Origin of the sequence: Microbacterium luticocti DSM 19459, assembly GCF_000422405.1 — a bacterium.
GTDB classification, from domain to species: Bacteria; Actinomycetota; Actinomycetes; order Actinomycetales; family Microbacteriaceae; genus Microbacterium; species Microbacterium luticocti.
In genome coordinates this window covers 59,691-85,853 of sequence record NZ_AULS01000002.1, presented here as the reverse complement: position 1 = coordinate 85,853, position 26,163 = coordinate 59,691, and the positions used below count along the sequence as shown (strand labels likewise).

The 26,163-nt window shown below is 71.4% G+C and carries 25 protein-coding genes; 13 read left to right on the top strand and 12 right to left on the bottom strand.

Translation table 11 applies throughout. The features are described from left to right. Positions 1 to 2 precede the first annotated feature (2 nt). From H577_RS16855 to H577_RS0103285, 3 genes are all read right to left on the bottom strand, one after another. Positions 3 to 920, bottom strand: coding sequence for a DUF4190 domain-containing protein (locus H577_RS16855; protein WP_029144745.1), 918 nt, complete (start codon positions 918 to 920; stop codon positions 3 to 5). Positions 921 to 985: 65 nt separating this feature from the next. Then, positions 986 to 2,446 (bottom strand): lipase maturation factor family protein, encoded by a 1,461-nt coding sequence (locus H577_RS0103290; protein ID WP_029144744.1) that lies wholly within the window; start codon positions 2,444 to 2,446, stop codon positions 986 to 988. Positions 2,447 to 2,450: 4 nt separating this feature from the next. Next, positions 2,451 to 3,911, bottom strand: coding sequence for a phytoene desaturase family protein (locus H577_RS0103285; protein WP_029144743.1), 1,461 nt, complete (start codon positions 3,909 to 3,911; stop codon positions 2,451 to 2,453). Positions 3,912 to 3,965: 54 nt separating this feature from the next. Between H577_RS0103285 and H577_RS0103280 the strand changes: the two genes are divergently transcribed. Continuing rightward, positions 3,966 to 4,583: a hypothetical protein gene (locus H577_RS0103280; RefSeq protein WP_156876540.1), complete on the top strand. Its 618-nt coding sequence runs from the start codon at positions 3,966 to 3,968 to the stop codon at positions 4,581 to 4,583. Positions 4,584 to 4,663: 80 nt separating this feature from the next. Here H577_RS0103280 and H577_RS0103275 read toward each other — a convergent pair whose 3' ends face one another. Then, positions 4,664 to 6,721: an NAD(+) synthase gene (locus H577_RS0103275; RefSeq protein WP_029144741.1), complete on the bottom strand. Its 2,058-nt coding sequence runs from the start codon at positions 6,719 to 6,721 to the stop codon at positions 4,664 to 4,666. Positions 6,722 to 6,789: 68 nt separating this feature from the next. Here H577_RS0103275 and H577_RS0103270 point away from each other — a divergent pair, with 68 nt between their 5' ends. The 3 genes from H577_RS0103270 to corA all read left to right on the top strand — a co-directional run bounded on the left by H577_RS0103270 (position 6,790) and on the right by corA (position 12,148). Continuing rightward, complete coding sequence (locus H577_RS0103270; protein WP_029144740.1) at positions 6,790 to 10,311, top strand: TM0106 family RecB-like putative nuclease; 3,522 nt, start codon at positions 6,790 to 6,792, stop codon at positions 10,309 to 10,311. A gap of 297 nt (positions 10,312 to 10,608) precedes the next feature. Beyond that, positions 10,609 to 10,911 carry a DUF3467 domain-containing protein gene (locus tag H577_RS0103265; protein WP_029144739.1) on the top strand — a complete coding sequence of 101 codons (303 nt, stop codon included), beginning with the start codon at positions 10,609 to 10,611 and terminating at the stop codon, positions 10,909 to 10,911. A gap of 238 nt (positions 10,912 to 11,149) precedes the next feature. Then, entirely contained in the window at positions 11,150 to 12,148 is a 999-nt protein-coding gene (gene corA, locus H577_RS0103260) for a magnesium/cobalt transporter CorA (RefSeq protein WP_029144738.1), read from the top strand. A 29-nt stretch (positions 12,149 to 12,177) separates the two neighbouring features. On the opposite strand, the gene upp is transcribed toward corA, so the two are convergent. Then, positions 12,178 to 12,810, bottom strand: a complete 633-nt coding sequence (gene upp / locus H577_RS0103255; RefSeq protein WP_029144737.1) for a uracil phosphoribosyltransferase — start codon at positions 12,808 to 12,810, stop codon at positions 12,178 to 12,180. 31 nt (positions 12,811 to 12,841) lie between these two features. Here upp and tadA point away from each other — a divergent pair, with 31 nt between their 5' ends. Beyond that, complete coding sequence (gene tadA, locus H577_RS0103250) at positions 12,842 to 13,291, top strand: tRNA adenosine(34) deaminase TadA (RefSeq protein WP_029144736.1); 450 nt, start codon at positions 12,842 to 12,844, stop codon at positions 13,289 to 13,291. A 21-nt stretch (positions 13,292 to 13,312) separates the two neighbouring features. On the opposite strand, the gene H577_RS0103245 is transcribed toward tadA, so the two are convergent. Further along, a complete protein-coding gene (locus H577_RS0103245; RefSeq protein ID WP_029144735.1) occupies positions 13,313 to 14,278 on the bottom strand; it encodes a cation diffusion facilitator family transporter in 966 nt (321 codons plus the stop codon). Positions 14,279 to 14,305: 27 nt separating this feature from the next. After that, positions 14,306 to 15,418 (bottom strand): alpha/beta fold hydrolase, encoded by a 1,113-nt coding sequence (locus H577_RS0103240; RefSeq protein WP_029144734.1) that lies wholly within the window; start codon positions 15,416 to 15,418, stop codon positions 14,306 to 14,308. Between the two features lie 56 nt (positions 15,419 to 15,474). On the opposite strand from H577_RS0103240, the gene proC reads away from it, so the two are divergent. Beyond that, positions 15,475 to 16,305 (top strand): pyrroline-5-carboxylate reductase, encoded by an 831-nt coding sequence (proC, locus tag H577_RS0103235; RefSeq protein ID WP_029144733.1) that lies wholly within the window; start codon positions 15,475 to 15,477, stop codon positions 16,303 to 16,305. Between the two features lie 17 nt (positions 16,306 to 16,322). Here proC and H577_RS0103230 read toward each other — a convergent pair whose 3' ends face one another. Both H577_RS0103230 and H577_RS0103225 read right to left on the bottom strand, forming a co-directional pair. After that, positions 16,323 to 16,994 carry a potassium channel family protein gene (locus tag H577_RS0103230; RefSeq protein WP_029144732.1) on the bottom strand — a complete coding sequence of 224 codons (672 nt, stop codon included), beginning with the start codon at positions 16,992 to 16,994 and terminating at the stop codon, positions 16,323 to 16,325. Beyond that, positions 16,987 to 18,390 (bottom strand): TrkH family potassium uptake protein, encoded by a 1,404-nt coding sequence (locus H577_RS0103225; RefSeq protein ID WP_051191768.1) that lies wholly within the window; start codon positions 18,388 to 18,390, stop codon positions 16,987 to 16,989. Before H577_RS0103225 ends, H577_RS0103230 begins: the two co-directional genes overlap by 8 nt. Before the next feature lie 94 nt (positions 18,391 to 18,484). Here H577_RS0103225 and H577_RS0103220 point away from each other — a divergent pair, with 94 nt between their 5' ends. The 7 genes from H577_RS0103220 to H577_RS0103190 all read left to right on the top strand — a co-directional run bounded on the left by H577_RS0103220 (position 18,485) and on the right by H577_RS0103190 (position 21,608). Beyond that, positions 18,485 to 18,877 carry an ArsR/SmtB family transcription factor gene (locus H577_RS0103220; RefSeq protein ID WP_029144730.1) on the top strand — a complete coding sequence of 131 codons (393 nt, stop codon included), beginning with the start codon at positions 18,485 to 18,487 and terminating at the stop codon, positions 18,875 to 18,877. 6 nt (positions 18,878 to 18,883) lie between these two features. Beyond that, the gene (locus H577_RS14915) at positions 18,884 to 20,065 is read left to right on the top strand and encodes a glycosyltransferase family 4 protein (RefSeq protein WP_084515765.1); all 1,182 of its coding nucleotides are present in this window, start codon (positions 18,884 to 18,886) and stop codon (positions 20,063 to 20,065) included. A gap of 140 nt (positions 20,066 to 20,205) precedes the next feature. Continuing rightward, positions 20,206 to 20,397 (top strand): helix-turn-helix domain-containing protein, encoded by a 192-nt coding sequence (locus H577_RS0103210; protein WP_029144729.1) that lies wholly within the window; start codon positions 20,206 to 20,208, stop codon positions 20,395 to 20,397. A gap of 83 nt (positions 20,398 to 20,480) precedes the next feature. Then, complete coding sequence (locus H577_RS17255; protein WP_003792170.1) at positions 20,481 to 20,579, top strand: 30S ribosomal protein bS22; 99 nt, start codon at positions 20,481 to 20,483, stop codon at positions 20,577 to 20,579. A gap of 124 nt (positions 20,580 to 20,703) precedes the next feature. Then, positions 20,704 to 20,997, top strand: a complete 294-nt coding sequence (locus H577_RS0103200; protein ID WP_029144728.1) for a rhodanese-like domain-containing protein — start codon at positions 20,704 to 20,706, stop codon at positions 20,995 to 20,997. A gap of 45 nt (positions 20,998 to 21,042) precedes the next feature. After that, entirely contained in the window at positions 21,043 to 21,315 is a 273-nt protein-coding gene (locus tag H577_RS0103195; protein WP_029144727.1) for a glutaredoxin family protein, read from the top strand. Continuing rightward, the gene (locus H577_RS0103190) at positions 21,312 to 21,608 is read left to right on the top strand and encodes a Dabb family protein (RefSeq protein ID WP_029144726.1); all 297 of its coding nucleotides are present in this window, start codon (positions 21,312 to 21,314) and stop codon (positions 21,606 to 21,608) included. Before H577_RS0103195 ends, H577_RS0103190 begins: the two co-directional genes overlap by 4 nt. A gap of 1 nt (position 21,609) precedes the next feature. Here the strand turns inward: H577_RS0103190 and H577_RS0103185 are convergent, their stop codons facing one another. The 3 genes from H577_RS0103185 to mgtA all read right to left on the bottom strand — a co-directional run bounded on the left by H577_RS0103185 (position 21,610) and on the right by mgtA (position 26,109). Then, a complete protein-coding gene (locus H577_RS0103185) occupies positions 21,610 to 21,828 on the bottom strand; it encodes a YegP family protein (protein ID WP_245570321.1) in 219 nt (72 codons plus the stop codon). Positions 21,829 to 21,918: 90 nt separating this feature from the next. Continuing rightward, positions 21,919 to 23,259: an aspartate--tRNA(Asn) ligase gene (gene aspS, locus H577_RS0103180; protein WP_029144724.1), complete on the bottom strand. Its 1,341-nt coding sequence runs from the start codon at positions 23,257 to 23,259 to the stop codon at positions 21,919 to 21,921. 264 nt (positions 23,260 to 23,523) lie between these two features. After that, entirely contained in the window at positions 23,524 to 26,109 is a 2,586-nt protein-coding gene (mgtA, locus tag H577_RS14910; RefSeq protein WP_211217883.1) for a magnesium-translocating P-type ATPase, read from the bottom strand. Between the last annotated feature and the right edge of the window lie 54 nt (positions 26,110 to 26,163).

Here is a 26,163-nt window from a genome sequence, read left to right as displayed (position 1 = left end):
CCTCACTCGGCGAGGTACTTCTTCGCGGAGTCCAGGATGCCGCGCATCAACTGCTTGGCCTGCTCGGTGCTGAGGGTGCCGCCGCTGGCATCGGCGGCGGACTGGGCCTGCTGATCGATCGCGTCGTCGCCCGAGATCTGCGACAGGGTGAGCATGCTCTTGCCGAGGGCGACCAGCACGTCGTCCGAGTAGACGGCGTCGATCTGCTCGTCGGTCATGTTCGGGGCGACCTCGGCGAAGACCGCGCGGATCTTCGGCCGCACGTCGTCGAGGTAGGCGGCCTCGTCGTAGCTGCCGGTGGCGCCGTCGTCGGCGCCCTCGTCGGTGGCCTCGTCCGACGGCGTGGCGCCCTCGGTGCTCGAGATCGACGGGGCCGAGTCGGAGTCGGGGATGGAGCTCGTGGCCGCGACGGCGACCCAGAAGATCGAGGCGACGATCGACACGGCCGCCAGGGCGCCGCCGATCACCGAGACGATCAGGGCCGCGATGCCGAAGCCCTTGCCGCCCTGCTTCTTGCTGGCCAGCACCACGATCGACAGCACGAAGGCGACCACCAGCAGTACGATCCCCACGATGGCGAACGGCAGACCGATGAACGGCACCAGCGCGACCAGCGCCGCGATGACGCCGACGACGGCGAGCACCAGCGAGACGATCGCCAGCACCTTCGGCCGGCGGTCGGGCTGGCCCGGCTGCGGCGCGGACGGCCCCTGCGTGTACGGACCCCCGCCCTGCGGCGGCTGCCCGTACGGCGCGGTCTGCTCGGCGGGCTGCGCGTAGGGCGCGGCGGCCGGCGCGGGCTGCCCGTACGGCGCGGTCTGCTCGGCGGGCTGGCCGTATCCAGCGGTGCCGTACGGCGCGGTCGGCGGTGCCGGGGGCACCTGCTGCGGATCGTTCGACGGGTCGTGCGGAGTGGTCACAGGGTCCTCCCAGGACGGTGGCGGTCTCGACCGAGCCTAACAACCCTTGGTGAAAGCTGGATAGATCATATGAGCGCGCCCAGCGACACCGGCGCCACCAGCACGTGCCGCCGGTCCCGTTCCCACCGCCGCCCGCTGCGGCGCAACTGTGCACGCGTGGCGAACCGGTAGCGGTACGAGATCACTCGCACGTAGCGGGGCCGGCGCCCGTCGAACGGGTCGTCGTCCAGCAGCCGCAGCGTCGCGGCATCCGCCTCCAGCAGTCGCACCAGCAGCATCCGGAACCAGTCGTCCAGTGACCGCCCGAGCGGCAGAAACCACATCAGCCAGTCCAACCGCAGGTGGTACGGGGCGTACTGACGGGGGATGCGGCGCACCGGACCCGGCTTGCCTTTGAACACGTACTCGGTCCAGGTCGCGGCATCCGGGTTCTCGTCTTCGGTGCCCTCGATGACGTACTCGATGCGCTTTTTCGTGACGGTGCCGAACGCACCGTACGCATTGGCCAGCTGCCACGTGTTGAAGCTCGCGTTCATCAGCTGTCGCCGGGCGAACAGGTTGCGCAGCGGCCACCAGCTGAGCACGACGAACAGCACCGTCACCGCCGAGGTCACCACGATCCACCAGACCGGCAGCGTGCCCGACCCCCGCCCGGTCGGGATGCCGTACCCCGAGAACGCGATCACGATCGTCGCCCAGTTCAGCCAGGCGAAGTTGCCGGTCAGCACCAGCCACAGCTGGGTGGCGATGACGACGGATGCCGCGACCGCGCCGACGATCGCCGGCACCGGCCCCGGCACCCACAGCCCGAGGATCGGTGCGAACACGAAGAACGGCACGACCAGCTGTGCGACATGATTGCCGAGCACCTCGAGCCGGTGGAACCACGCCGGCAGCAGATGCGCCTGGCGGCTGAGCGGTCCCGGCATCGGCTGGGTCTCGTGGTGGTACATCAGGGCGGTCAGGTCACGCCATTCCCGTCCGCCGCGGATCTTGATCATCCCGGCCCCGAACTCCAGCCGGAACAGCAGCCACCAGAACAGCACGATCACCGCGGTCGCCGGCGGCTGGTCGGATGAGCCGAGGAACGCGGCGAGGAACCCCGCCTCGAGCAGCAGCATCTCCCACCCGAACCCGTAGAAGGTCTGCCCGATCGAGGTGATCGACATGTAACCCAGCCACAGTGCGAGAAAGCACAGCGCCGGCACCCACGGCGGCCCCAGTTGCGGCACGCCGGCCACCAGCAGCACGGCCACGACGATCCCGCCGACGCACAGGGCCCGCAGCCGCCGGTCGGTGTAGCGCACCCAACGGAACAGCGTGGGCCGCAGCATCCACCGCGCCCCGGCCTGCGTGCGTGCCCGCGCCCAATCCAGCAGCCGCGGCGCCGGCAGCAGGCCGTGTTCGCCCAGCAGTGCGGGGAACTGGTTCAGCGTCGAGGTGAACGCGACCACGAACAGGGCGGCGATGCCGCGCTGCAGCACCTCGCGGGCGAACCCGAAGTCGACGGCGGCGAAACCCTGCATGCGATCACCCGAACAGGTCCGCGAGCCCGGCGGGGGTGCCCGCGTCGCGCAGCGCCAGCCGTGCGGCACGCCAGCCGGCCATGCCGTGCACGCCCGGGCCGGGCGGTGTCGACGCCGACGCCAGGTAGACGCCGCGCATCGGGGTGCGCCACGGGGTGCGCGAGAGCACCGGACGGCGAAACGCCTGCGCCATCGTGAACGACCCGCCGAGGATGTCGCCGCCGATGTCGGCGGGGTTGTACGCGTGGCGGGATGCCGCGGTCATCGCCCGTGAATCGACGATGCGGTCGCGGAACCCGGGCGCGAACCGCTCGATCTGCCGGGTGATCGCCTCGGTGGCGTCGAACGTGGACCCGGACGGGACGTGCATGTACGCCCACAGCGTCTGCCCGCCCGCCGGTGCCCGGGTGTCGTCGAGCACGCCCGGCTGCACGGTCAGCACGTACGGCCGGTCGGGCACGCGCCCGGCGGCGACGGCGTTCTCACCCGCCTCGATCTCGGCGCGGCTGCCGCCGATGTGCACGGTGGGCGCCGCGGTCACGTCGGGGTGCGTCCACGGCACCGGGCCGTCCAGGGCGAAGTCGACCTTGGCGGCCGCCGGCCCGTACCGGTAGCGACGGATCGCGCGGGCGAAGCCTGCGGGCACGTCGGGCAGGGTCAGCACGAGCCGGGGCGCGGCGTCCAGCAGCAGCAGGTCGCCGGCTGCGGCATCCCCCCAATCCAGCGCCGACAGGTCGTCGATCCGGTGCCCGAGCTCGATCGTGCCGCCGTGCGCGGCCAGGTCGGCGATCAACGCGTGGGCGATCGCGTCCGCACCGCCGCGCGGGAACGCCCAGCCGGTGGAGTGGGCATGGGCCACGAGGTACAACGCCGACGCGGTGGCCGCCGCCGACGGCAGGGCCGTGTTCGCGTGTGCGACGACCCCGGTCAGCAGTGCCGCACCCTCGTCGGTGCGCAGGGCCGGCAGCATCCCGCGCCCGGCACGGGTGCCCAGCTGCAGCATGCGCAGGCCGAACCGGGCGGCGGTGATCGGATGCCGCGGCACGCGCAGCAGCTGGTCGCCGGTGAACTCGACCACCTGGGCCAGGTGCCGGTTCAGCGGCCGGACGATGCGCCGCCAGGCCGGTCCGTCCGCGCCGAGCCCTGCGACGGTGCGGTCGAGGTCGCGCCAGGCGATCGCGGCCCGGCCGCCGTCGAGCGGATGCGCGAACGAGGCGTCGGGGACGATCCAGTCGATGCGGTCGAGCCCGAACGCGCGGAAGAACGGCGAGCTGAGCGCCGCCGGGTGCACCGCCGAGCAGACGTCGTGCCGGTAGCCGGGCAGGGTCAGCTCGGCCGTGCGCACGCCCCCGCCGGGGGTGTCGGATGCCTCCACCACGCGCACCGCGTATCCGGCGCGCGCGAGAGCCACGGCCGCGGCCAGCCCGTTCGGCCCGCTGCCGACGATCGTCGCCCGACGTGCCATGGGTCCAGTCTCGCACCGTCGATCGCATGGCGGGATGACATGATGGAGGCACACGTGAATGAGGGGGAGGCCGCGATGGAGATCACCAAGCTCGACGCCCCGGAGGGCATCACCGCGCTGCTGGGCTGGGCTCCGGGCACGACGCCCGCCGAACGCATCCGTCGGCTGGCCAAAGAGATCCTCGCCGACCGGCTGCAGATCGACGCCGCGTTCGTGAACGTCGACCGTGAGGCGCCGAAGGAGTTCGGCCACCACACCCGGCCGGTGCCGACCGTCGACGGCCGCGAGGTGCCGGTCGCGGTGCGCACCGCCGACTTCCGCGCCGCGTCGGTGGTGGCCGTGTCCGAACCGCACCTGCTGGTCGGACTCGACATCCGCGACCACCAGCCCGACGAGGGGATGCTGCACGAGATCCGTGCGCACTCGCACCTGTGGGGCGAGAGCCTGTGGGAAGAGGCGACCACCGATCAGCTGCTGCTGCACTGGTCGCGGGTGCAGGCGGTGCGCCAGGCCGACCCGCGCGGCGTGAGCGTCCGGCCCGAGCAGGTGCGACTGGATCCGCCGTTCGCGAAGGCCTGGACCCCCGACCGGCACGACGCCTACAAGCTCGTCGACCTGTCGCGCAACGGTTTCATCATCACGCTCGCGTACGGCCAGCCCGCCACCGAGTGAGCGCGCCCGCTCGGTGATGCCGCCGGTCGTTCCGCCGGCGCGCGCAGCGCGCGAGTCGAAAGGCCCGCCGCCCCGTCCGCTCAGTCCACCAGGTCGGGGAGGGCCGCCTTCAGTTCCGCCAGCCATACCCGGGCGTTGCCGTCCGAGGGCGCGCGCCAGTCGCCGCGCGGCGACAGCGACCCGGCCGGCGACACCTTCGGCCCGTTCGGGATCGCGGTGCGCTTGAACTGCGCGAACGCGAAGAACCGCTGCAGGAACACCTGCAGCCATTTCACGATCGTGGGCAGGTCGTAACCGTACCGGTCCTCGGGCGGAAAGCCGGGCGGCCAGGCCCCGGCATCCGGATCCTCCCAGGCCCGCTGCGCGAGGAACGCGATCTTCGACGGGCGGGCCCCGTAGCGCAGCGTGTGGAACAGGGCGAAATCGTGCAGCGCGTACGGGCCGATGCGGTCCTCGGTGGACTGCATCCGTCCGTCCTGACCCGCCGGCACCAGCTCGGGGCTGATCTCGGTGTCGAGCACCGACTGCAGCACGGCCGAGGCCGTGGCACCCACCCACCCCTCGTCGGCGCCGGTGGCGATCACCCACCGGATGAGGTGCTGGATGAGCGTCTTGGGCACACCCGCGTTCACCGCGTAGTGGCTCATCTGGTCGCCGACGCCGTAGGTCGACCAGCCCAGCGCGATCTCGGACAGGTCGGAGGTGCCCACCACGAACCCGCCACGCTGGTTGGCCAGCCGGAACAGGTAGTCGGTGCGCAGCCCCGCCTGCACGTTCTCGAAGGTGACATCGTGCACCGGCTTGCCCGACGCGAACGGGTGGCCCATCTTCGTGAGCAACTCCATCGCCGCCGGGCGGATGTCGATGGTCTGGATCGTCGCCCCCACTGCCTCGGCCAGCGCGATCGCGTTCGACTTCGTGTGCTCGCCGGTGGCGAAGCCGGGCATCGTGAAGGTGAGGATGTCGCTGCGCGGCCGGCCCATCCGGTCCATCGCGCGGGCGATCACCAGCAGCGCATGGGTGGAATCCAGCCCGCCCGACACGCCCAGCACCGGCTTGGGCCGACCGATCGCCTCCATCCGCTGGATCAGCCCTTCCACCTGGATGTGGAACGCCTCGTAACAGTCCTGGGCCAGTCGCGCCGCGTCGTCGGGCACGAACGGAAACCGGTCGAGCCGGCGCCGCAGGCCGATGTCGATCGCCGGCGGGTCGAGGCGGGTGTGGATGACGGTGAACCCGGCGTCGGCGGCCGAGCGGTTGTCGTCGAACGTGCCCTGGCGCAGTCGGTCTTGCCGCAGTCGGTCGAGGTCGACGTCGGCCACGCTGCGGCGCGGCCCGTCGGGGAACCGTTCGGTCTCGGCCAGCAGGTCGCCGGCCTCGAAGATCATGGTCTGCCCGTCCCACGACACGTCGTTGGTGGACTCGCCCATTCCCGCGGCGGCATATGCATATGCGGCCAGGCAGCGCAGCGACTGTGAACGGCACAGCGTCGCGCGGTCTTCGGCGCGGGCGATGGTGATGGGGCTGCCCGACAGGTTCACCAGCACGCTCGCGCCGGCCAGGGCCGCGTGCGACGACGGCGGCACCGGCACCCAGACGTCTTCGCACACTTCGGCGTGCACCACCAGGCCGGGCACGTCGTCGACGGCGAACAGCAGGCGCGTGCCGAACGGGGCGGTGCGCCCCGCGACGCGGATCGGCTCGGCGGCATCCGGACCCGGCGCGAACCAGCGCCGCTCGTAGAACTCGCGGTAGGTGGGCAGGTGCGCTTTCGGGGTCACACCGAGCACCTCGCCGCGGTGGATCACCACGGCGCAGTTGTAAAGTCTGCTGCCGTGCCGCAGCGGGGCGCCCACCACGAGCATCGGCAGCAGGTCGGCGGAGGCGGCGACGATGCGATCGAGCGCGGCGTGCACCGCATCCAGCACCGCATCGGCCAGGACGAGGTCTTCGATGGAGTAGCCGGTCAGACACAGCTCGGGGAACACGGCCACCGCGACCGCGTCGTCGTGGCATTCGCGGGCGGCCGCGAGCACGGCCTCGGCGTTGGTCTGCGGGTCGGCGAGGGCGACCGGCACCGTGCAGGCGGCGACGCGCGCGAACCCGTGCCGGTACGCGCTGGCGAAGGGCAGGCTCATGCCCCCAGTCTGGCACCCGGCCGGGCGATGTCGCAGGCGGCGGATAGTGTCGAGGCGAAAGGGGACCGATGCGGTACATCGACGAGGAACGGCGGATCGTGTGGAGTGCCAGCGATCTGAAGGCGGCCGCCGAATGCGAGTTCGCCTGGCTGCGCGCCATCGACGCGAAGGCCGGCCGGGTGCCGCCGGTGCCCGAGCCCGCCGACGCCACCCTCGAGCGCGCGGCGCGACTGGGCACCGAGCACGAGCGGCGGGTGCTCGATGCCTACCGGGCGGCATTCGGTGACGCGGTCGTCGAGATCACCGAGACCCGGTCGTCCGACGACGCCGGAATGACCGATGCCGTCGTCGCCACGCTGGCCGCTCTGCGCGACGAGACCACCCGGGTCGTGTACCAGGCCACCTTCGCGACCGGCGAGTTCGTCGGGTTCGCCGACTTCCTGGTGCGCGGCGACGACGGACGCTGGGTCGTGCAGGACTCCAAACTCGCCCGGCATGCGCGCGTCACCGCGCTCATGCAGTTGGCGGCATATGTCGACCAGCTCGACGCGAACGGCATCCCGCGAGCAGACCGCGTCGAGCTGCTGCTCGGCGACGGCACCACGAGCGTGCACGCCGTCGACGACCTCATGCCGGTGTTCCGACTGCGCCGCGAGCGGCTGCGCGCACTGATCGCCGACCGGCGGCCGGGCGATCCGGCCCACCCCGCGATCGCGTGGGGTGACGACCGCGGCGAGCTCGGGGTGCTCGCATGCGGGCGTTGCCCGACCTGCGACCTCGAGGTCATCGCGCACCGCGACCTGTTGCTGGTGGCCGGCATGCGCCCGGTGCAGCGCGAGCGGCTGCGCGCGGCCGGGGTCACCACCATCGACGAGCTGGCCGCGGCATCCACCCCGCCGCAGCGGATGAGCGATGAGACCTTCACCATGCTGCGCACCCAGGCGCGTGTGCAGTTGGCGAGCCCCGCCGGCGTGCCCGATCCTGAGCCCGAGTCCGGACCCGGCGCCCGGGCGGGGTCGCCGGCGGTGCCCGGCTACGAGGTGGTGTTCCCCAAGGCGCTCGGCGCCCTGCCGCGCCCGGACGACGGCGACATCTTCTTCGACTTCGAGGGCGACCCGCTGTACACCGAGGGCGACGCCCGCGACTGGGGCATCGACTACCTGTTCGGCTGGGTCGACATGCGCGAGGACTACTCCGCACTGTGGGCGCACACCTTCGCCGACGAGCGGGTCGCGCTCGAGCGGTTCCTCGACATCGTGGCCGAGCTGCGCCGCCGGCATCCCGGCATGCACATCTACCACTACGCCCCGTACGAGCCCACGCACCTGCTCGCCATGGCGGCACGGCACGGCGTGCGCGAGGCCGACGTCGACACGCTGCTGCGCGACGGCGTGTTCGTCGACCTGTATCCGATCGTGCGGCGGGCGCTGCGGGTGGGCTCGCGGTCGTACTCGATCAAGAAGCTCGAGCCGCTGTACATGGGCGACCAGGTACGCACCAGCGACGTGCAGCGCGGTGACGACTCCATCGTCAAGTACGTGCAGGCCCGGGCGCTGCGCGATGCGGGGCAGGATGCCGCGGCCCAGGCCGTGTTCGCCGACCTCGCCGACTACAACCGGTACGACTGCGTCTCGACCCGGCGGCTGCGCGACTGGCTGGTCGAGCGGGCCCGGGAGTCGGGCTTGGTGCCTTCGCGCGACGTCGAGCCGGTCGAGATCGCGTACGCCCCGTCCCCGCGGGCGGAGCGCCTGCGCGTGCTGGCCGCCGACGCCGAGGCGTCCGCCGCCCCGGCCGACGACGTCGAGGCACTGCGGCTGGGGGCGGCCGCGATCGACTACTACCCGCGCGAGGCGAAGGCGTTCTGGGCGTTGCACTTCCTGCGGCTGCGCGAGCCGGTCTCGGTGTGGGAAGACACCCGCGACGTCGTCGTGATCGACCCCGATCGCAGCGGCGCCAACGAGGAGTGGGCGCCCGGGCCGCGCGCGGTGCGCCGGGTGCTGCGGCTGCGCGGCGAGCTCGCCCCCGGCACCCGCCTGACCGTGGGCTCGCGTCCGTTCCTGCTGTACGAGACTCCGGCGCCGTACCCGGCCGCGACCATGCCCCGCTGGGTGCACGTCGCACACGAGGCCGAGGTGCTCGAGGTGCTCGACGACGGCGCCGTGGTGGCCGAGACGGCGGTCGACGGGCAGACCTGGGCCGAACTGCCCGTCGCGGTCACCCCGGCCGCACCGCCGCGGGCGGGCAACCAGCAGACGGCGATCGACGAGTGGGCCGATGCCGTGGCGGGCGCCGCCGGGGGATTCCCGGCCGATCCGGCCACCGACATCCTGCGCCGTCGGCCCCCGCGGGTGCGCGGGGTGCCGCTGGCCGATCGCCCGCGCGGCGACGACCGCATCGCCCAGATCACCGCGGCACTGCGCGACCTCGACCGCAGCTACCTGGCCGTGCAGGGGCCGCCGGGCACCGGCAAGACGCATGTCGGCTCGCACGTGATCGCCGCGCTGGTGCGCGAGCATCGTTACAAGGTCGGCGTGGTCGCGCAGTCGCATGCCGTCGTCGAGCACATGCTCGACCGGGTGGTGGATGCCGGTGTGCCGGCCGCCCAGGTCGGCAAGGCGCGCAAGGCGGGTGCCGACGGTGACGTGTCGTTCACCGTGTTCCCCAAGAACGGGCTGGCGCGCTTCGCCGAAGAGCACGCCGACACCGGTTTCGTGGTCGGGGGCACGGCCTGGGATTTCAGCCACACCGGCCGGGTGCCGCGCCGGTCGCTCGACCTGCTGGTCATCGACGAGGCCGGGCAGTTCTCGCTGGCCTCGACGATCGCGGTGGCCGCCGCATCCGACCGCCTGCTGTTGCTGGGCGACCCGCAGCAGCTGCCGCAGGTCAGCCAGGGCACCCACCCCGAGCCGGTCGACGTGTCGGCGCTGGGGTGGGTGATGGACGGCGCCGCGGTCATCCCGCCGGCGTACGGCGTGTTCCTCGACCGCACCTGGCGGATGCATCCGCAGGTCGCCGCCGCGGTGTCACGGTTGTCGTACGCGGGCGAGCTCGCCTCGCACCCCTGCACGGCGCTGCGGTCGGTCGATGGCGTCGCCCCCGGTGTGCACCCGGTGCCGGTGCGCCATCACGGCAACGCCACCCAGTCGCCCGAAGAAGCGGCCGAGGTGGTGCGCCTCGTGCGCGACCTGCTCGGCCGGTCGTTCACCGACGTCGCCGATGAGCGCGCCCTGCCGCCGCGCCCGATCGACCAGTCCGACATCATCGTGGTGACGCCCTACAACGCGCAGCAGGTCATGGTCGAGCAGGCGCTCGCCGCGAGCGGCTTCGACCGGGTGCCGGTCGGCACGGTCGACCGGTTCCAGGGTCAGGAGGCCGCCGTCTCGATCGTGTCGCTCGCGGCCTCGTCGGGGCGCGACGCCCCGCGCGGGCTGGAGTTCCTGCTGCTGCAGAACCGGCTCAACGTCGCGATCTCGCGCGCGAAGGTGGCCGCCTACCTGGTGCACAGCCCGGGCCTGCTCGATGACCTGCCGCGCACCCCCGACGGCGTCGCCCGGCTCAGCGCGTTCGCGCGGCTGGTCGGGGTGGAGTAGGCGCGCGGCTGGTCGGGGTGGAGTAGGCGCGCGGCTGGTCGGGGTGGAACAGGCGCGCGGGCGGCCCCGCCCCGGGCTCCGGCTCAGGCTCGTGCCCGGGCACGCCTCGCGCCCGGGCACGCCTCAAACGCAGCACCGTCCCGGACGACACCGGGGCGCCTCCGCCGGGCAGTACCCCCTGCAGGTGCCGCCTCACTCGGGCGTGTCTCAGAACGTGCGGGTTCCTGGGCGCCGAGGTCGCATGTTGTGGGACACGCTCGACGGGGTGTCTGTGAACATGCGCCCTAGACTCGACCCATGAGCGAGGACCTGCCCCAGCAGTTCGAGATCGACTTGCCGCCCGAGATCATCGCCGGCAACTACGCCGACTTCGCCAACGTGTGGCACACGCCGACGGTCTTCGTGATGGACTTCGTGACGCTCGCGCAGCCGCCCCGCGAAGACACCAACGCCGAAACCGGTGAGCGGGTCGCGGTCGTGCCGGCGCGCGTGGTCAGTCGCATCCGCATCCCTCCCGAGCAGGTGTTCGAGCTGGCCAAGGCGCTCACCCAGCAGCTGGAGTTCTGGGAGCAGGAGACCGGCCGACGCTCGCCGTCCTGATGCGTCGGGGGTAGACTCTCCCCTCGGGCCACGATGTGCGGGGCCCATGCCCTGTGCGGCATGAAGCGGAAGGGGGTGGCGGCGATGGCCGATCATAGTCCCAGCGCCGTCGACGGTGCCTTCCGCGTGCACACCTGCTGACTTCTGCGTCGGCGGGCTGCGGCCGGGCGCTGTCACGGCGCTTGCCCCAGCCCCACGTCCTCTGCGCGCGAACGCGCGCCGACGCAAGGAGCCGCGCATGCTCATCGACAACGGAATCTACGTCGAGGGGGAGCGGGTCGACACCCCCACCAGCCTCGAGGAGACCTACGACCTGCTCGCCGACCACGGCGGCCTGGCCTGGATCGGCCTGTACCGACCGACCGCGGCAGAACTGGCATCCCTCGCCAGCGAATTCACGCTTCACCCTCTCGCCGTCGAAGACGCCTTCCGCGGGCACCAGCGCTCGAAGGTGGAACGCTACGGCGACACCCTGTTCGTGGTGCTGCGCCCCGCGCGCTACGTCGACGAGAGAGAAGAGGTCGAGTTCGGCGAACTGCACCTGTTCGTCGGCCCCGACTTCGTCATCACGATCCGGCACGCCGAGTCACCCGACCTGGCACGGGTCCGCCGCCGGCTCGAGTCGCAGAGCCCACTGCTGGCCCTGGGCCCCGAGGCGATCCTGTACGCGATCCTCGACCGTGTGGTCGACGAGTACCAGCCCGTGGTGCGCGGGCTCGAGAACGACATCGACGAGATCGAGCAGCAGCTGTTCGGAGACGGCGACGACGACGCGCTCGCCCGCCGCATCTACGACCTGTCGCGCGAGGTCGGCGACTTCCAGCGGGCCGTGAAGCCCCTGGCCGGCATGCTCGAGTGGCTGCGGCGCGGCTACGACAAGTACCGGGTCGACGTCGAGGTGCAGCGCTCGCTGCGCGACGTGCTCGACCACGTCATCCGCATCGACGAGCGGGTCGCGGAGTTCCGGTCGCTGCTCGACAAGGCGCTCACCGTGCATTCCGCCCTGGTCGCCCGCCGCCAGACCGAGGCTGCGCTGCACCAGAACGACGAGATCAAGAAGATCTCGTCGTGGGCGGCGATCATCTTCGCCCCCACCCTGGTCGGCACCGTCTACGGCATGAACTTCGACGCCATGCCCGAACTGCATTGGGCGTGGGGCTACCCCTTCGCGCTCGCGCTGATGCTCGGCTTCGCCGGCACGCTGTACGCGATCTTCAAGCGCAAGCGCTGGTTGTGACGAGGATGCCGCGGGCCGCGGCCGCCAGGTCACACCGTGCCGTACAGGCGGTCGCCGGCGTCCCCGAGGCCGGGCACGATGTAGCCATGCTCGTTGAGGCCGTCGTCGCGGGCGCCCAGCACCAGGGTGACGTCGCGGTCGCCGACCTGCTCGTCGATCTTGGCGATGCCCTCGGGGGTGCCCAGCAGGCAGATCGCGGTGATGTCCTGCGCGCCCCGGGCGAACAGGAAGTCGATCGCGGCGCCCAGTGACCCGCCGGTGGCCAGCATCGGGTCGAGCACGAAGCACTGCCGGTCGCTCAGGTCGGTGGGAAGCCGCTCGGCGTACGTGGTCGGCTGCAGCGTCTGTTCGTCGCGCACCATGCCGAGAAACCCCACCTCGGCGGTGGGCAGCAGCTTGACCATGCCCTCCAGCATCCCGAGCCCGGCACGCAGGATCGGCACCACCAGCGGCCGCGGCTCGTCGATGCGCACCCCGGTGGTCGTGGTGACCGGGGTGCGGATCTGCACCGGTGCGACCCGCACGCTGCGGGTGGCCTCGTAGGCCAGCAGGGTGACGAGCTCTTCGGTGAGCTGCCGGAACACCGGCGACGGGGTGCGCTCGTCACGCAGCACCGTCAGCTTGTGGGTGATCAGGGGGTGGTCGGCGATGTGCACGCGCATGAGACCAGCGTAGGGCCCGTATCCTGCAGAGATGATCTTCGACGAGGCGATGGACCGCGCCCTCGCGCTGGCCGCCCGGGCCGGTGCTGCCGGTGACGTGCCGGTGGGTGCGGTGGTGGTGGATGCCGCGGGCCGGATCGTCGGCGAAGGATCCAATGCGCGCGAGGCCACCGGCGACCCCACCGCGCACGCCGAGGTCGTCGCACTGCGGCAGGCCGCGGCATCCGCAGGCACCTGGAACCTGCACGACCACACCCTCGTCGTCACGCTGGAGCCGTGCCTGATGTGTGCCGGGGCGATGCTGCAGGCGCACCTGGGACGCGTGGTGTTCGGCGCGTGGGACGACAAGGCCGGCGCCGCCGGATCGATGTACGACGTGTTGCGCGACCGGCGGCTGCCGGTGCGTGCCGAGGTGATCGGCGGGGTGCGAGCGGATGCCGCAGCCGCACTGCTGCGCGACTTCTTCGACGCGCGGCGGTGATGCATCCGGCGGTCAGCCGGATCATTCCTCGGACTTCAGCACGAACGCGTCGGTCGGCGGGGCGGGATCGAGCCCGGGCCGGTACACGTCGGGTTCGAGATACACCACGCGCGCGGCGGGCACGGCGGCGCGGATGCGCTTCTCGATCTCGTCGATGTCGCCGGCCACCGCCGACAGCGGCTTGTCCGCCGCGAAGCCGAGCTTCGCAGCCACCAGCAGCTCGTCGGGGCCGAGGTACAGCGTGCGCAGGTGGATGACCTTCTCGACCTCGGGCCCGTCCTCGACCGCGCGCACGATGGCGTCGAGGTCGCGGCCGTTCGCACCCTCGCCCACCAGCAGGCTCTTGGTCTCGATGCCGAGGGTGATCGCCACCACGATCAGCAGCGTGCCGATCATCAGCGTGCCGATCGCGTCGAACACGGGGTTGTGGGTCAGCCATGACAGCCCGACGCCCAGCAACGCGAAGACCAGGCCGGTCAGCGCCGCGATGTCTTCGAGCAGCACCACCGGCAGCTCGGGTGCCTTCGCATGCCGGATGAACGCGAACCACGACTCGCCGGACTGCTTGTGCGGGCGCGACTCGCCGACGGCGGTGCGCAGCGAGAACGACTCCAGGCAGATCGCCACCACCAGCACGAGCACCGCCACCCACACGTTGTCGAGCTCGTGGGGGTGGGTGAGCTTGTCGACGCCCTCGTAGATCGAGAACAGCCCGCCGACCGAGAACAGGATGATCGCCACGACGAACGCGTACACGTAGCGTTCCCGGCCGTAGCCGAAGGGATGCTCGCGGTCGGCCGACTTCTTGGCCTTGCGGCCGCCCAGCAGCAGCAGCAACTGGTTGCCGCTGTCGGCGACCGAGTGGATCGCCTCGGCCAGCATCGACGCCGACCCGGTGAACAGCCAGGCGAGCAGCTTCGCCACCGCGATGCCCATGTTCGCCAGGAACGCCGCGATGATGGCTTTGCCGCCGCCGGTAGCACTCATGCGAACGAGTCTACGGATGGGTCCGGCTCAGTCCTCGGACTTGAGGATGATCGCCTCGGTCGGCGGCTGCGGGCCGGTGGGCGAGCCGATGTAGCCGATCGTCTGCAGCAGCGCGCGACGGAACACGCCCGGCCGTTCCAGGTGCGGGGCGTGCCCCACGCCCTCGATCTCGAGCTCGGTGACGGCGCCCCCGGCGGCGCGGTAGGCGTCGAGCACGTCGCGGGTCTGGCTGACCATGGGCTGCGGCGGGGCGACATCCTCGCCTGGCCAGCCGGGGATGACGCCGGCCTTGCCCAGCTGGTTCAGGTCGAACGCCGACGCGTCCGACACGATCGCGTCGGCGGTGCCGTGCACCCACAGGATCGGCGGCTTGGGGTCGATCTCGACGATGCCCGACACGTCGAAGTACCGCGGCACCATGGTGTTGAGCACGCCGCGGGCACCGGGCGCGAATCCCGGCCAGTTCTGGCTGGGCGTGCCATCGCCCGGGTAGTTGTCCTCGCCGGTGACCGTCGAGAGCATCGATTCCACCCAGACGTCTTCGTTGGCGGTCACGTAGTCGGCCGACACGTACGACGAGCGGAACACGCTGCGCGGCGACGTGGGTGCCTCATCCGAGGCATCCTTCGCCGCCAACCGGGCGACGAAGTCGGGGTTCGCGCCGCCGCCACCGGTGCCGGCGTCGTCGTCGGTGAGCCGGGACCCGTCCCGGCGGGTGCCGCCGAATCCGTAGGGCGAGACCGGCGCCTGCAGGGTGAGGCTGCGCACCGGGTGATCGAGCGCGTACTGCATGACCACGCCGCCGCCCATCGACCAGCCCACCAGGTGCACCGCACCCAGGCCGAGCGCCTGCAGCGTCGCGTGCAGGTCGTCGCTGAAGTCGCGCACCCCGCGGGTCGCGTCCACCGGCAGCGCCTCGGTGCCGCCGAAGCCGCGCAGGTCGACGGCGATGGGCCGGATGTCACCGGGCAGGTCTTCGATGATCTCCTGCCAGAACAGCGACGACGACACGTTTCCGTGCACGAAGACGACCGTGCGCTCGGCCGGGGTGGCCGGGTCGTCGGCGGTGCGCTCCAGGATGTTCACCCGCAGCCTTGACGTGGAGACGATGCGTGCGGCGATGCCGTCGAACACGGTCATGGATCGGCCTCCTCAGCGCTGACCATTCGACTATAACCGCGCCCGACGGCCGTAGGATGAGCCGCATGCTCCCTCCCATCGCGATCCTCGGCGCCGGTTCCATGGGCGGTGCCATCCTGCACGGCCTGGTCGGCTCCGGGCAGGCCACGGGGCTGACCGTCACCAACCGCACCGCGGCGAAGGCCGCCGGCCTGCGCGCGGTGCGCGGCGTGCGCAGCGTCGCCCTGGACGAGGAGCCGTCGGGCAACCGGGATGCCGCGGCTGCGGCATCCATCGTCATCGTCGGGGTGAAACCGGCCATGGTGCCGGACCTGGTGCGCGAGATCGCGCCGGTGCTGCGCGAGGACGCGATCGTGGTGAGCATCGCCGCGGGCGTGCCGATCGCGACGTTCGAGCGGATCCTGCCCGCCGGGGCGGCCGTGCTGCGGGCGATGCCGAACACGCCGGCACTGGTCGGCGAGGCGGTGACCGGCCTGGCCGCCGGCAGCGCGGTGACGGCCGAGCAGACGGCGGTGGTGCGCGAGTTGTTCGCCACGTGCGGCACCGTGATCGAGGTGCCCGAGCAGCAGATCGACGCGCTGTCGACGATCTCGGGGTCGGGGCCGGCCTACGTGTTCCTGTTCATCGAAGAGCTCACCAAGGCCGCGATCGGCAAGGGCTTCACCGCCGCGCAGGCGCGCACCATGGCCGAGGGCACGTTCATCGGGGCGACCGCGCTGCTGAAGGCATCCGGCGACGACCCGGCCGAGCTGCGCCGCAGGGTGACGAGCCCTGCCGGCACCACCGAGCGGGCGGTCGCCGTGTTGCAGGACGCGCACCTGGACGAGTTGTTCGCGCGGGCGACCGATGCGGCCCTTGCCCGTGCCCGCGAACTCGCCGCCGGCTGAGACCGCCCCGCCGCGGGTCAGCGCTCGAGCGAGGCGAAGCGTTCGATGTCGGAGTTCGTGCCCGACACGATGATCAGGTCGTGGTTGGTGACGACCGTGTCGGCCTCGGCATAACGGAACGGCTTGCCGGGGCTTTTGACCCCCACGACGGTGACGTTGAACTTGGTCCGCACCCCGGACTGGTTCAGGCCGATGCCGCGGATGAACTTCGGCGGGTACATCTTGGCGAGCACGAAGTCGTCGTCGAACCGGATGAAGTCGAGCATGCGACCGCTGACCAGGTGCGCGACCCGTTCGCCGGCCTCACGCTCGGGGTAGACGACGTGGTTGGCACCCACCCGGGCGAGGATCTTGCCGTGCGACTGCGACACCGCCTTCGCCCAGATCTGCGGCACCTTCAGGTCGACCAGGTTCGCGGTGATCAATACCGACGACTCGATCGACGACCCGGTGGCCACCACCGCCACCTGAAAGTCCTGGGCGCCGATCTGGCGCAGCGCATCGATGTTGCGCGCGTCGGCCTGTACGGCGTGGGTGACCCGGTCGCTCCACTTCTGCACGAGCTCGAGGTTCGCGTCGATGGCCAGCACGTCGCGTTCGAGGCGGTCCAGCTCGCCGGCGCACGCGGCGCCGAACCGACCCAGCCCGATCACCAGGACCGGCGCGTCGCCGCGGATCTGCTCAACCAACGATCGGCCTTTCGACGGGCAGCGAGTACAGCTGCGAACGGCTCGTCGCGGCGACCGCCGCGGCGAGTGTCACTGTACCAATCCGGCCCATGAGCATCGTGACCACGAGCACGTACTTGGCCGGGTCGGGGGCGGCGTCCGTCACCCCCGACGAGAGGCCCACGGTGGCGAACGCCGAGATCACGTCGAACAGCACATCGCCCACCGGCGCCTTGGTGATCTGGGCGACCGTGATCGTCGAGACCGCCACGATGGTCGCCCCCCACGCGACGACGGCCAGCGCGACCCGTTGCACGTCGCTGGGGATGCGGCGGCCGAAGGCCTGCACGGACGGACGGCCCTTCGCCTCGGACCACACCGCCAGCGCCAGCACGGCCAGCGTGGTCACCTTGATGCCGCCGGCCGTGGATGCCGACCCGCCGCCGACGAACATGAGCATCGACCCGGCGATCAGCGACGAACCGTGCAACTGGCTGGTGTCGATGGTCGAGAATCCCGCCGAACGGGTCATGCCCGACAGGAAGAAGGACTGGAAGACGGTGTCCCAGGCGTTGCGGTCGCCGAAGGTGGCCGGATTGTCGAACTCGAGCACCAGGAACACCACGCCGCCCACGAAGAACAGCAGCACGGTGGTGATGATCGTCAGCTTCGCGTGCAGCGACCATGCCCGCACGTGCCACCGCTGCCGCCACAGCGTGTAGATCACCGGAAACCCGATCGAGCCGAGGAACACCGCCAGCATCATCACGCCGAGGAAGAAGTAGTCGTGCAGGAAGGGCTCAAGACCCCCCGGGTTCGGGGTGAACCCGGTGTTCGTGAACGCCATCGCCGAGTAGTACGGCGCCTCCCACAGCGCCCGCAGCGGCGGCACTCCCGCCACCAGCAGCGACGGGAACATCAGCACGGCGATGACCGCCTCGATGATCAGCGTCGACAACGCGACGGTCGCCAGCAGCGAGCCCACCTCGCCCAGTCGCACCGTCTGCCCCTCGTTGACCGGACCGCCGTGCGCGCGCAGCGGGTTGGTGTCGCTGGCGGCGATGAGTTTGGCGCGCAGGCCCAGGCGTTTCGAGATCACCAGGCCCAGGATCGACGCGAAGGTCAGCACGCCCATCGCGCCCACGTTCACGCCGATGAAGATCACGGTCAACCCGAACGGCGACCAGTGCGTACCCATGTCGAGGGTGGTCAGGCCCGTCACGCAGATGGTCGACACCGCGGTGAACAGGGCGTCGGCGAACGGGGTGTGCGTGCCCGATGCGCTCGCGATCGGCAGCGCCAGCAGGGTCGTGAACAACGCGATCAGGCACAGGAACACCAGCACCGCGAAGCGGGCCGGCGACGCCGTGGTGACCTCGCGCCCCAGGTCGCGTGCCCGGTCGCCGATCGCACGCAACGTGCGCGAGAGCCGGTGCGCTCTCGGCGGCTCGGGGGCATGTGTCGACACCTGTGTCATGGTACTCAGCCGGGCACCCGGCTAACCTAAGGGCATGGCGGACATCTTCGACGTGATCGCTGACGGCACCCGTCGCGACATCCTGCGCCTGCTGCTGGACCGCTCCGCCGGCGGGCACGAGGGCACGAGCGTGTCGCAGATCGTCGCCGATCTGGGGGTCAGTCAGCCCACCGTGTCGAAGCATCTCAAGGTGCTGCGCGAGGCCGACCTGGTGGCGGTGCGCGAAGAGGGGCAGCACCGCTACTACCGGCTGCAGGCCGAGCCTCTGGACGAGGTCGACGAATGGATCGTGCCGTTCCTCGAGCACACCACGCCGCCGGTCGACCTGCCCGACACCGCCGCGCACGCCGCCGAGGTGGTGGGCCGGGCTGCGGCATCCGCCAAGCATGTTCTGGAGAGCGCGCTCAAGAAGCTCCCCGGCCGCTGATCCGCGATGACCGGGCCGGGACGACGCGGCGAGCCCGCCGTGATGCTGCTGTGCGACTATTCGCTGCGCTACCTCGGTGGGGCGCAGACCGCGTTCGTGCGCCAGGCGCGGAGCCTGGCCGCACAGGGCTGGACGGTCGTCGTGGTCGCCCCCGACGCCGACGTGCTGGGCGGTACGCCGCACATCGTGCCGGTCGCGCCGGCCGTGCGCGGCACGCTGCCGGGGCTCGACCTGCCGATCCTCGGACCGGTCACCCGTCTGACCGCACTGCTGGACGCTCTCATCGACCGGCACGGGGTGCAGGCGCTCATCGTGCATTCCGAGTTCGCGCTCGCCGCGGCGGCGTTGGCGGCCGGGGCCGATCGGGGCGTGCCGGTGCTGCACACCGTGCACACGTTCTTCTGGCGCGCACCGCGCATGCTGTCGCCGCTCGCGCCCGCCGTCGGGTGGTTCCATCGCGGGTTGACCGGCATCCCGGCCGCTGCACGCTACCGCGGCAGCACCCCGATCAACAACGCGCTGCGCGGCATGACGCTGCGGGTGGCGTTGCGTGCCGATGCGGTGTTGTCGCCGTCGGCGCACCAGGCGCAGGCGCTGCGGCAGGCCGGGGTGGAGCACGCACGTGCGTTCTCGAACGTGTCCGAGCCGCTGGCGCCGGCGCCCCCGCCGCCGGACGATGAACCGCTGAGCCTGCTGTGGGCGGCACGGTTCGCTCCCGAGAAGCGCCTCGATGTCGCGCTGGACGCGGTGCGCCTGGTCGGCCAGACCCTTGGCGCCGGACGGGTGCATCTGCACGTGGCCGGCGGCGAGGCCCGGCCGCTGCCCGACGTGACCTTCCACGGCCGGGTGCCCGGTGACGAGGTGGCGCGGCTGGTGGCCGCGTCGCATGCCGTGCTGATCACGTCGCTGGGGTTCGACAACCAGCCGATGATCGCGCTCGAGGCGTTCACGCGGGCACGGCCGGTGCTTGTCACCGACCCGGTGCTGCGCGACGAGTTCGGTGCCGCCGCGGTGGGCACGCCGGCTCCGGATGCCGCGGGCCTGGCGGCATCCCTCGTCCAGGCGGTGCGGGACCGCGACCTGCTGCGCCGTGCCGGGCAGGCCGCGTTGGAGTACGCGCAGCAGCGGCAGCCCGACCGGCACGCCGCCGCGCTCCAGGTGGTCATCAGGGCGGCACGGCAGCGCTGAGCGCGGCGCCGGACGGGTGCTCGGGATCGGTGGCGCCCGACGGGCCGCACGTGCCCCATGGGTTTACACAGGCCGCTCTGACACCATAGAGTGTGCTCAGCAACGCTGGGGAGCGGACTGAGCTGGGGAGAGGGAAGAAGATGGCCGAGTTGCCTGATGTGCGGTTTCTCACGGTCGCCGAGGTCGCAGAGCTGATGCGGGTCTCGAAGATGACCGTGTACCGCCTTGTGCACGCGGGCGAGCTGCCGGCTGTGCGTTTCGGGCGCAGCTATCGGGTGCCGGAGTCCGCGGTCGCCGAGGCCCTGCACCGGCCGATCGCCGACGTCGGCTAAACTGATCCGAGGCATTTTTTCGGATCTGCCCGTTCCCGGACGCGGACACCTGCGTCCAGACCCCTGACATAGTGAGGTTTTCCGTGGGTTCTGTCATCAAGAAGCGCCGTAAGCGCATGGCGAAGAAGAAGCACCGCAAGCTGCTTCGCAAGACCCGCCACCAGCGTCGCAACAAGAAGTAAGCGGCCCGACACCGAGCGCCTGTCCATCCGGACGGGCGCTTCGTGTACCCGGCGCGAAGCCGCGTCATCCCGGCGCGAAGCCGCGTCATCCCGGCGCGAAGCCGCGTCATCCCGGAAGGACGACATGAAGACGATCACCGTGCAGCAGCTGCGTGAGAGCGCCGGCGTCCCGCTCGTGGACGTGCGCGAGGCCGACGAGTACGCCGCCGGTCATGTGCCCGGTGCGGTCAATCTGCCGATGTCGACCCTCGGCGACCACCTCGACGAGCTGCCCGACGAACCGTTCCACGTCATCTGTCAGGCCGGCGGACGCTCGGCCCGGGTGGTGCAGGCGCTCCAGGCGCGCGGCCACGACGCGACGAACGTCGAGGGCGGAACGGGCGAGTGGATCGCCGCCGGCTACGAGATCGAGCGCTGACCGCGGCGGGCGGGCCGCGGCATCCGTCGCCGTAGGATGGAGCACGTGACCACGCTCACCCTCATCGACAAGCCCGGCTGTCATCTGTGCGATGTCGCCCACGGGGTGATCGAGCAGGTGCTCGACGAGCTGCCCGACGAGGTCGCCGCCGGCGTGGAGCTCGAGCGACTGTCGATCGCCGACGATGCGGCGCTGTATGCGCAGTGGTGGGAGAAGATCCCGGTGGTGCTCATCGATGGGCGGCTGCACGCACACTGGCGCGTCGCGCCCGACCGGCTGCGCGACGCGTTGCAGGATGCCGTGGCGGTGCCGCGATGACGCTGCGACACGTCGTCGCGTGGAAGCTGGCGGCGCCGGATGCCGCGACCCGCGCGGCGCAGGCCGGCGAGATCGCCGAGCGGCTGAACGCCCTGGTCGGCGTGGTGCCGACGATCGGTGCGCTGCACGCCGGGGCGAACGTGGTCGAGGGCAACTGGGATGTCGCCCTGGTCGCCGACTTCGCCGACCGTGCGGCGCTGGACGCGTATGCCGTGCACCCCGAGCACCGGAAGGTGGTCGCGTTCGTGCGCAGCGTCGTCAGCGACCGTGTCGCGGTCGACTACGAGGTGTGAGCTACCTCTCGATCTCGGTGACGCCGGCGTCGGGCGCGTTCTTGCGCACCGAGTCGATGCCCTTCATGGCCGACGCCTTGGACGAGTAGCCCTGGCTGGTCGCGATGACCTGCCCGTTGGACGCCTTCAGGTTGAAGCGCCAGTCGCCACCCTTGTCGGTCCACAGTTCGAACGTGCCGGCCATGAGCGGCCCCTCTCCGTCGAGTGCGGCGGGTCCCACACCCGCCGAGCATCACGGTAGCGGTCGCGGCGCCCCGGCGGAAGGGACTTACGGCGCGCGCCGCGCGCGAGAGGCCTGTGTCAGACCGACTTACGGCGCCAGGCGTGTCGGGCCGCGGAACAGGAACGTGACCTCGCGGATCGAGGATTCGCCCAGCAGCAGCATGAGCACGCGGGCCAAGCCCATGCCGAACCCGCCGTGCGGGGGAACTCCGTAGCGGAAGAAGTCGAGGTAGTGCTCCAGCCCCTCGAGCTTCAGTCCCTTCTCGAGCGCCTGCCGTTCGAGCACGTCGATGCGGTGCTCGCGCTGCGCGCCGGTGGTGATCTCGACGCCCTTGAACAGCAGATCGTAGCTGCGGGTGAGTCCGGTGGCCTCGTCGCGCATGTGGTAGAACGGCCGGATCTCGGGGTGGTAGTCGGTGATGAACACGAACTCGTGCCCGTACGTCTCGGCCACGTGCGCCGAGATCTGGCGCTCGCTCTCAGGGTCGAGGTCGCCGTCGGTGCGGGGGTTCTCGTAGCCGCGGGCGGCGACGATCTCGCGGGCTTCTGCCAGCGGGATGCGGGGGAACGGCAGCGCCGGCACGACGACGTCGATGCCGAACAGCTCGGCGATCTCGTCGCCGTGCGCGTTTTTGACCGCTCGGATCGCCGTCTGCAGCAGCTCCTCCTGCATGCGGGCGACGTCCTCGTGCGAGTCGATCCAACTGAGCTCGGCGTCGACGCTGGTGAACTCGGTGGCGTGGCGGCTGGTGAAGCTGGGGTCGGCGCGGAACACGTCGCCGATCTCGAACACCTTGCCGAACCCGGCCGCCTGCGCCATCTGCTTGTAGTGCTGCGGGCTCTGCGCCAGGTAGGCGGTCTGCTCGCCGAAGTAGTCGAGGCTGAACAGCTCGGCGTTCGACTCCGACGGGCTCGACATCAGCTTGGGGGTGTGGATCTCGATGTAGCCACGGTCGACCCAGTACTGCCGCATCGCGTGCTCGAGCGTGGTCGAGACGCGGAAGATGAGGTTGTTGCGGCGCTGCCGCAGGTCGAGGAAGCGCCAGTCCATGCGCTTGTCGAGGCTCGAATCGGCCGCGATCGGCGTCTCGGGCAGGGCCGGCGCGGCGACCTCGATCGAGGCGATCTTGATCTCGATGCCGCCGAGCTTGACCCGCTCGTCGTGCTTCAGGTCGCCGGTGACGGTCAGGAACGTGCCGTGGGCGAGGTTCGAGATGGTGTCGGTGAGCGCGAGGGCTGCGGCATCCTGATCCGCCTTCTCGGGGTCGGGCCGGGTCGCCGGGTTCACCAGCTGCACCGCGCCGGTCTCGTCGCGCAGGATGACGAACTGCACCTTCTTCTGGTCGCGGACGGTCTCGACCCACCCGGAGACGAGGACGGGGCCGTCGGTGCGGGCGGCGAGCTGGTCGACGAGGATGCGTTCGGTCACAAGCGTCAAGTCTACGGGGCGGGATGCCACGGCCCGGGCGGCGGGTCGAGCCACACCCGTGATGGTGCGACGTCGCCCGCGGCGCCTGGGCCGGTGGCATCCGTTCGTGTCGTTCGGTCGACGCGTCGTGTCGTTCGGTCGACGCGAATGGCTGCTGCAGCGCACCGAAGGCCACCATTCGTGTCGACCGAAGCGCCGGTCGTGTCGACCGAAGCGCCCGCCACGCCGTCCGCGAGGTCGGCGGGGGCTCCGGTCCTCGCAGCGTCACGGGTGCGGGCGAGCGGATGCCACATCCTTGCCCGGGCGCACCGGGTGCGCGTGCGCGGGCACGCGCCAGAACACCACCTTGGTCAGCTCGGTCGCCGCACAGTAAGCGATGGCGATCAGCACCACCAGCGCGACCAGGCTCGCCGGCGGCACGGTCAGCCGCAGCGGTCCGCCCACCGGGGTGAGCACGATCGCGAAGGTCACGATCACCACGAGCACGCTCAGCAGCGTGAGCGTGCCGCCCGGCCGGCTGCGCCACGACGGGCCCCGGGTGCGCAGCACGAACAGCACGAACACCTCGGTCAGCACCGACCCGAGGAACCACGCGCTCTGGAACTCGTGCTCGCCGGCGCCGAATCCCGCCCGCAGCACGATGAACGTGACGATGTCGAACACACTGCTGACCAGGCCGAACACGATCATGTAGTTGCGGATCAGCCGCATGTTCCACCGCTGAGGGCGGGCCAGCTGCCGGGCGTCGACGTTGTCGGTCGCGATCGCGGTGGCGGGCAGGTCGGTCAGCAGGTTGATCATCAGGATCTGGGCGGCCAGCAGCGGCAGGAACGGCAGCACGATCGACGCGATCGCCATCGAGATCATGTTGCCGAAGTTCGCGCTCGTGGTCATGAAGATGTACTTCATGGTGTTCGCGAACGTGCGCCGGCCCTGGCGCATCCCGTCCAGCAGCGACCGCAGGTCGTTGGCGAGCATGACGATCGCGGCCGATTCGGCGGCGACGTCCGCCGCGCCGGTCACCGAGATGCCCACGTCGGCGGCCTTGAGCGCCGGGGCGTCGTTGATGCCGTCGCCCAGGTAGCCGACGGTCTCGCCGGCCCGGCTGAGCGCGCGGATGATCCGCTCCTTGTGGTGCGGGCTCGTCTCGCAGAAGATGTGGGCGGATGCCGCGGCCCGCGCGAACGCGTCATCGTCCAGGGCGTCGATCTGCCCGCCGGTGAGGATCGCGCTCGGGTCCAGGCCCAGCTCGCCCGCGATGTGCGCGGCGACCGGGCGGGCGTCGCCGGTGATCATCCGCACCGCGACTCCCGCGGCGGCGAAATCGGGGATGGTGGCCGCCGCCTCGGGCTTGACCGGGTCGGCGAAGGTCAGCAGCCCGATCAGGGTCAGCCCGGACTCGTCGGCGGGTGTGCACGTGCCGGCCATCAGCGGCCGGGTCGCCACCGCCAGCACGCGCATGCCCTGCGCGCCGAGGGCATCGACGACCTGCTCGACGCCTGGTCGGGCGTCGCCGATCGGGGTCTGCGCGCCGTCGGCGGCGCGGGCGTGCGTGCACACGTCGAGCACCGGCCCGACGGCGCCCTTCGTGACGAGCACCCGCCCGTCCGGCGAGTCCACGAGCACCGAGAGCCGCTTGCGGTCGAAGTCGTAGGGCAGCTCGCCGAGGGCCGATGCCTCGGCCGGATCGATGCCCGCGGCCTTCGCGGCCGCGATGATCGCGGCATCCATCGGGTTGCTCAGCCCCTGCTGCAGGCCGGCGTTCCACGAGGCAGTGCGCAGCACCGCCGGCGAGGGCGTGCCGTCGATCGCGAGCGAGCCCGACAGCCGGATGTGCCCCTGGGTCATGGTGCCGGTCTTGTCGGTGCACAGCACCGTCATCGCGCCGAAGTCCTCGATCGCGTTCAGCCGCTTGACGATTACCCGGTGCCGGGCGATGGTGCGGGCGCCCTGGGCGAGGCTGATGCCGACGATCGCCGGCAGCAGCTGCGGCGTGAGGCCGACCGCCAGTGACAGCGAGAACAACGCGGAATCGACGATCGGGCGGGGCACGACGAGGTTGAACGCGAAGATCGCGACCACCAGCACGACCATCACCCGGGTCAGCAGCAGCCCGAACCGGGTCATGCCGCGCTCGAACCCGGTCGGCCGCGGCTTGGCACGCATCGACTGCATGACCCGGCCGAACTCGGTGTCACGACCGGTCGCCACCACCAGTGCGGTGCCCGAGCCGCTCGCGATGTGTGTGCCGCTGTACAGCACGTTGCTGCGGGCGGCCAGCGGCGCGCCGGCAGGCGAGACGCCGGGCGCTTTGGGCACCGGGAACGTCTCGCCGGTGAGCGTGGACTGGTCGGCCTCGAGCCCGGTGGCGGTGAGCACCACGGCATCGGCGGGCAGGATGTCGCCGCCGGCCACGACGATCACATCACCCGGCACGACCTCGTCGAAGGGCACCTCGGTGCGGGCGCCGCCGCGCAGCGCGGTGGCGGTCAGGCGCACCGTGCCGAGCAGTTCGTCCATCGCGCCGGCGGCGCCGCGCTCCTGCACGAAGTCGAGCAGCCCCGACAGCAGCACGATGACGAGGATGATGATCGCGTCGGTCCCGTCGCCGAGCACGCCCGAGAGCACGGTCGCTGCGACCAGGATGAGGATGATCGGGCTGGTGAACTGGTGCGCGAGCATCCGCCACGATCCGGTGCGGCGCCGGGTCGACACCGCGCGGGCGCGGGTGGTGGGCAGCGCCGCCTGCGCGGCCGCGGCGCTCAGCCCGCCGGGGCCGGACGAGAGGGATACCGCCAGGTCGTCGACCGGGGTCGACCAGTACGTCGACAGATACGCAGCGGTGGGCACGGTGCCATTCTGCGCCGTCATCCGTCATCCGTCATCCGTGCGTGGCGGGCGGGG

Coding starts and splice junctions, on each gene's coding strand:
- H577_RS0103290 (WP_029144744.1), bottom strand. CDS start 2,446: ATGCAGGGTTTCGCCGCCGTCGACTTCGGGTTCGCCCGCGAGGTGCTG.
- H577_RS0103285 (WP_029144743.1), bottom strand. CDS start 3,911: ATGGCACGTCGGGCGACGATCGTCGGCAGCGGGCCGAACGGGCTGGCC.
- H577_RS0103275 (WP_029144741.1), bottom strand. CDS start 6,721: ATGAGCCTGCCCTTCGCCAGCGCGTACCGGCACGGGTTCGCGCGCGTC.
- H577_RS0103270 (WP_029144740.1), top strand. CDS start 6,790: ATGCGGTACATCGACGAGGAACGGCGGATCGTGTGGAGTGCCAGCGAT.
- H577_RS0103265 (WP_029144739.1), top strand. CDS start 10,609: ATGAGCGAGGACCTGCCCCAGCAGTTCGAGATCGACTTGCCGCCCGAG.
- corA (WP_029144738.1), top strand. CDS start 11,150: ATGCTCATCGACAACGGAATCTACGTCGAGGGGGAGCGGGTCGACACC.
- upp (WP_029144737.1), bottom strand. CDS start 12,810: ATGCGCGTGCACATCGCCGACCACCCCCTGATCACCCACAAGCTGACG.
- tadA (WP_029144736.1), top strand. CDS start 12,842: ATGATCTTCGACGAGGCGATGGACCGCGCCCTCGCGCTGGCCGCCCGG.
- H577_RS0103245 (WP_029144735.1), bottom strand. CDS start 14,278: ATGAGTGCTACCGGCGGCGGCAAAGCCATCATCGCGGCGTTCCTGGCG.
- H577_RS0103240 (WP_029144734.1), bottom strand. CDS start 15,418: ATGACCGTGTTCGACGGCATCGCCGCACGCATCGTCTCCACGTCAAGG.
- proC (WP_029144733.1), top strand. CDS start 15,475: ATGAGCCGCATGCTCCCTCCCATCGCGATCCTCGGCGCCGGTTCCATG.
- H577_RS0103220 (WP_029144730.1), top strand. CDS start 18,485: ATGGCGGACATCTTCGACGTGATCGCTGACGGCACCCGTCGCGACATC.
- H577_RS14915 (WP_084515765.1), top strand. CDS start 18,884: ATGACCGGGCCGGGACGACGCGGCGAGCCCGCCGTGATGCTGCTGTGC.
- H577_RS0103210 (WP_029144729.1), top strand. CDS start 20,206: ATGGCCGAGTTGCCTGATGTGCGGTTTCTCACGGTCGCCGAGGTCGCA.
- H577_RS0103200 (WP_029144728.1), top strand. CDS start 20,704: ATGAAGACGATCACCGTGCAGCAGCTGCGTGAGAGCGCCGGCGTCCCG.
- H577_RS0103190 (WP_029144726.1), top strand. CDS start 21,312: ATGACGCTGCGACACGTCGTCGCGTGGAAGCTGGCGGCGCCGGATGCC.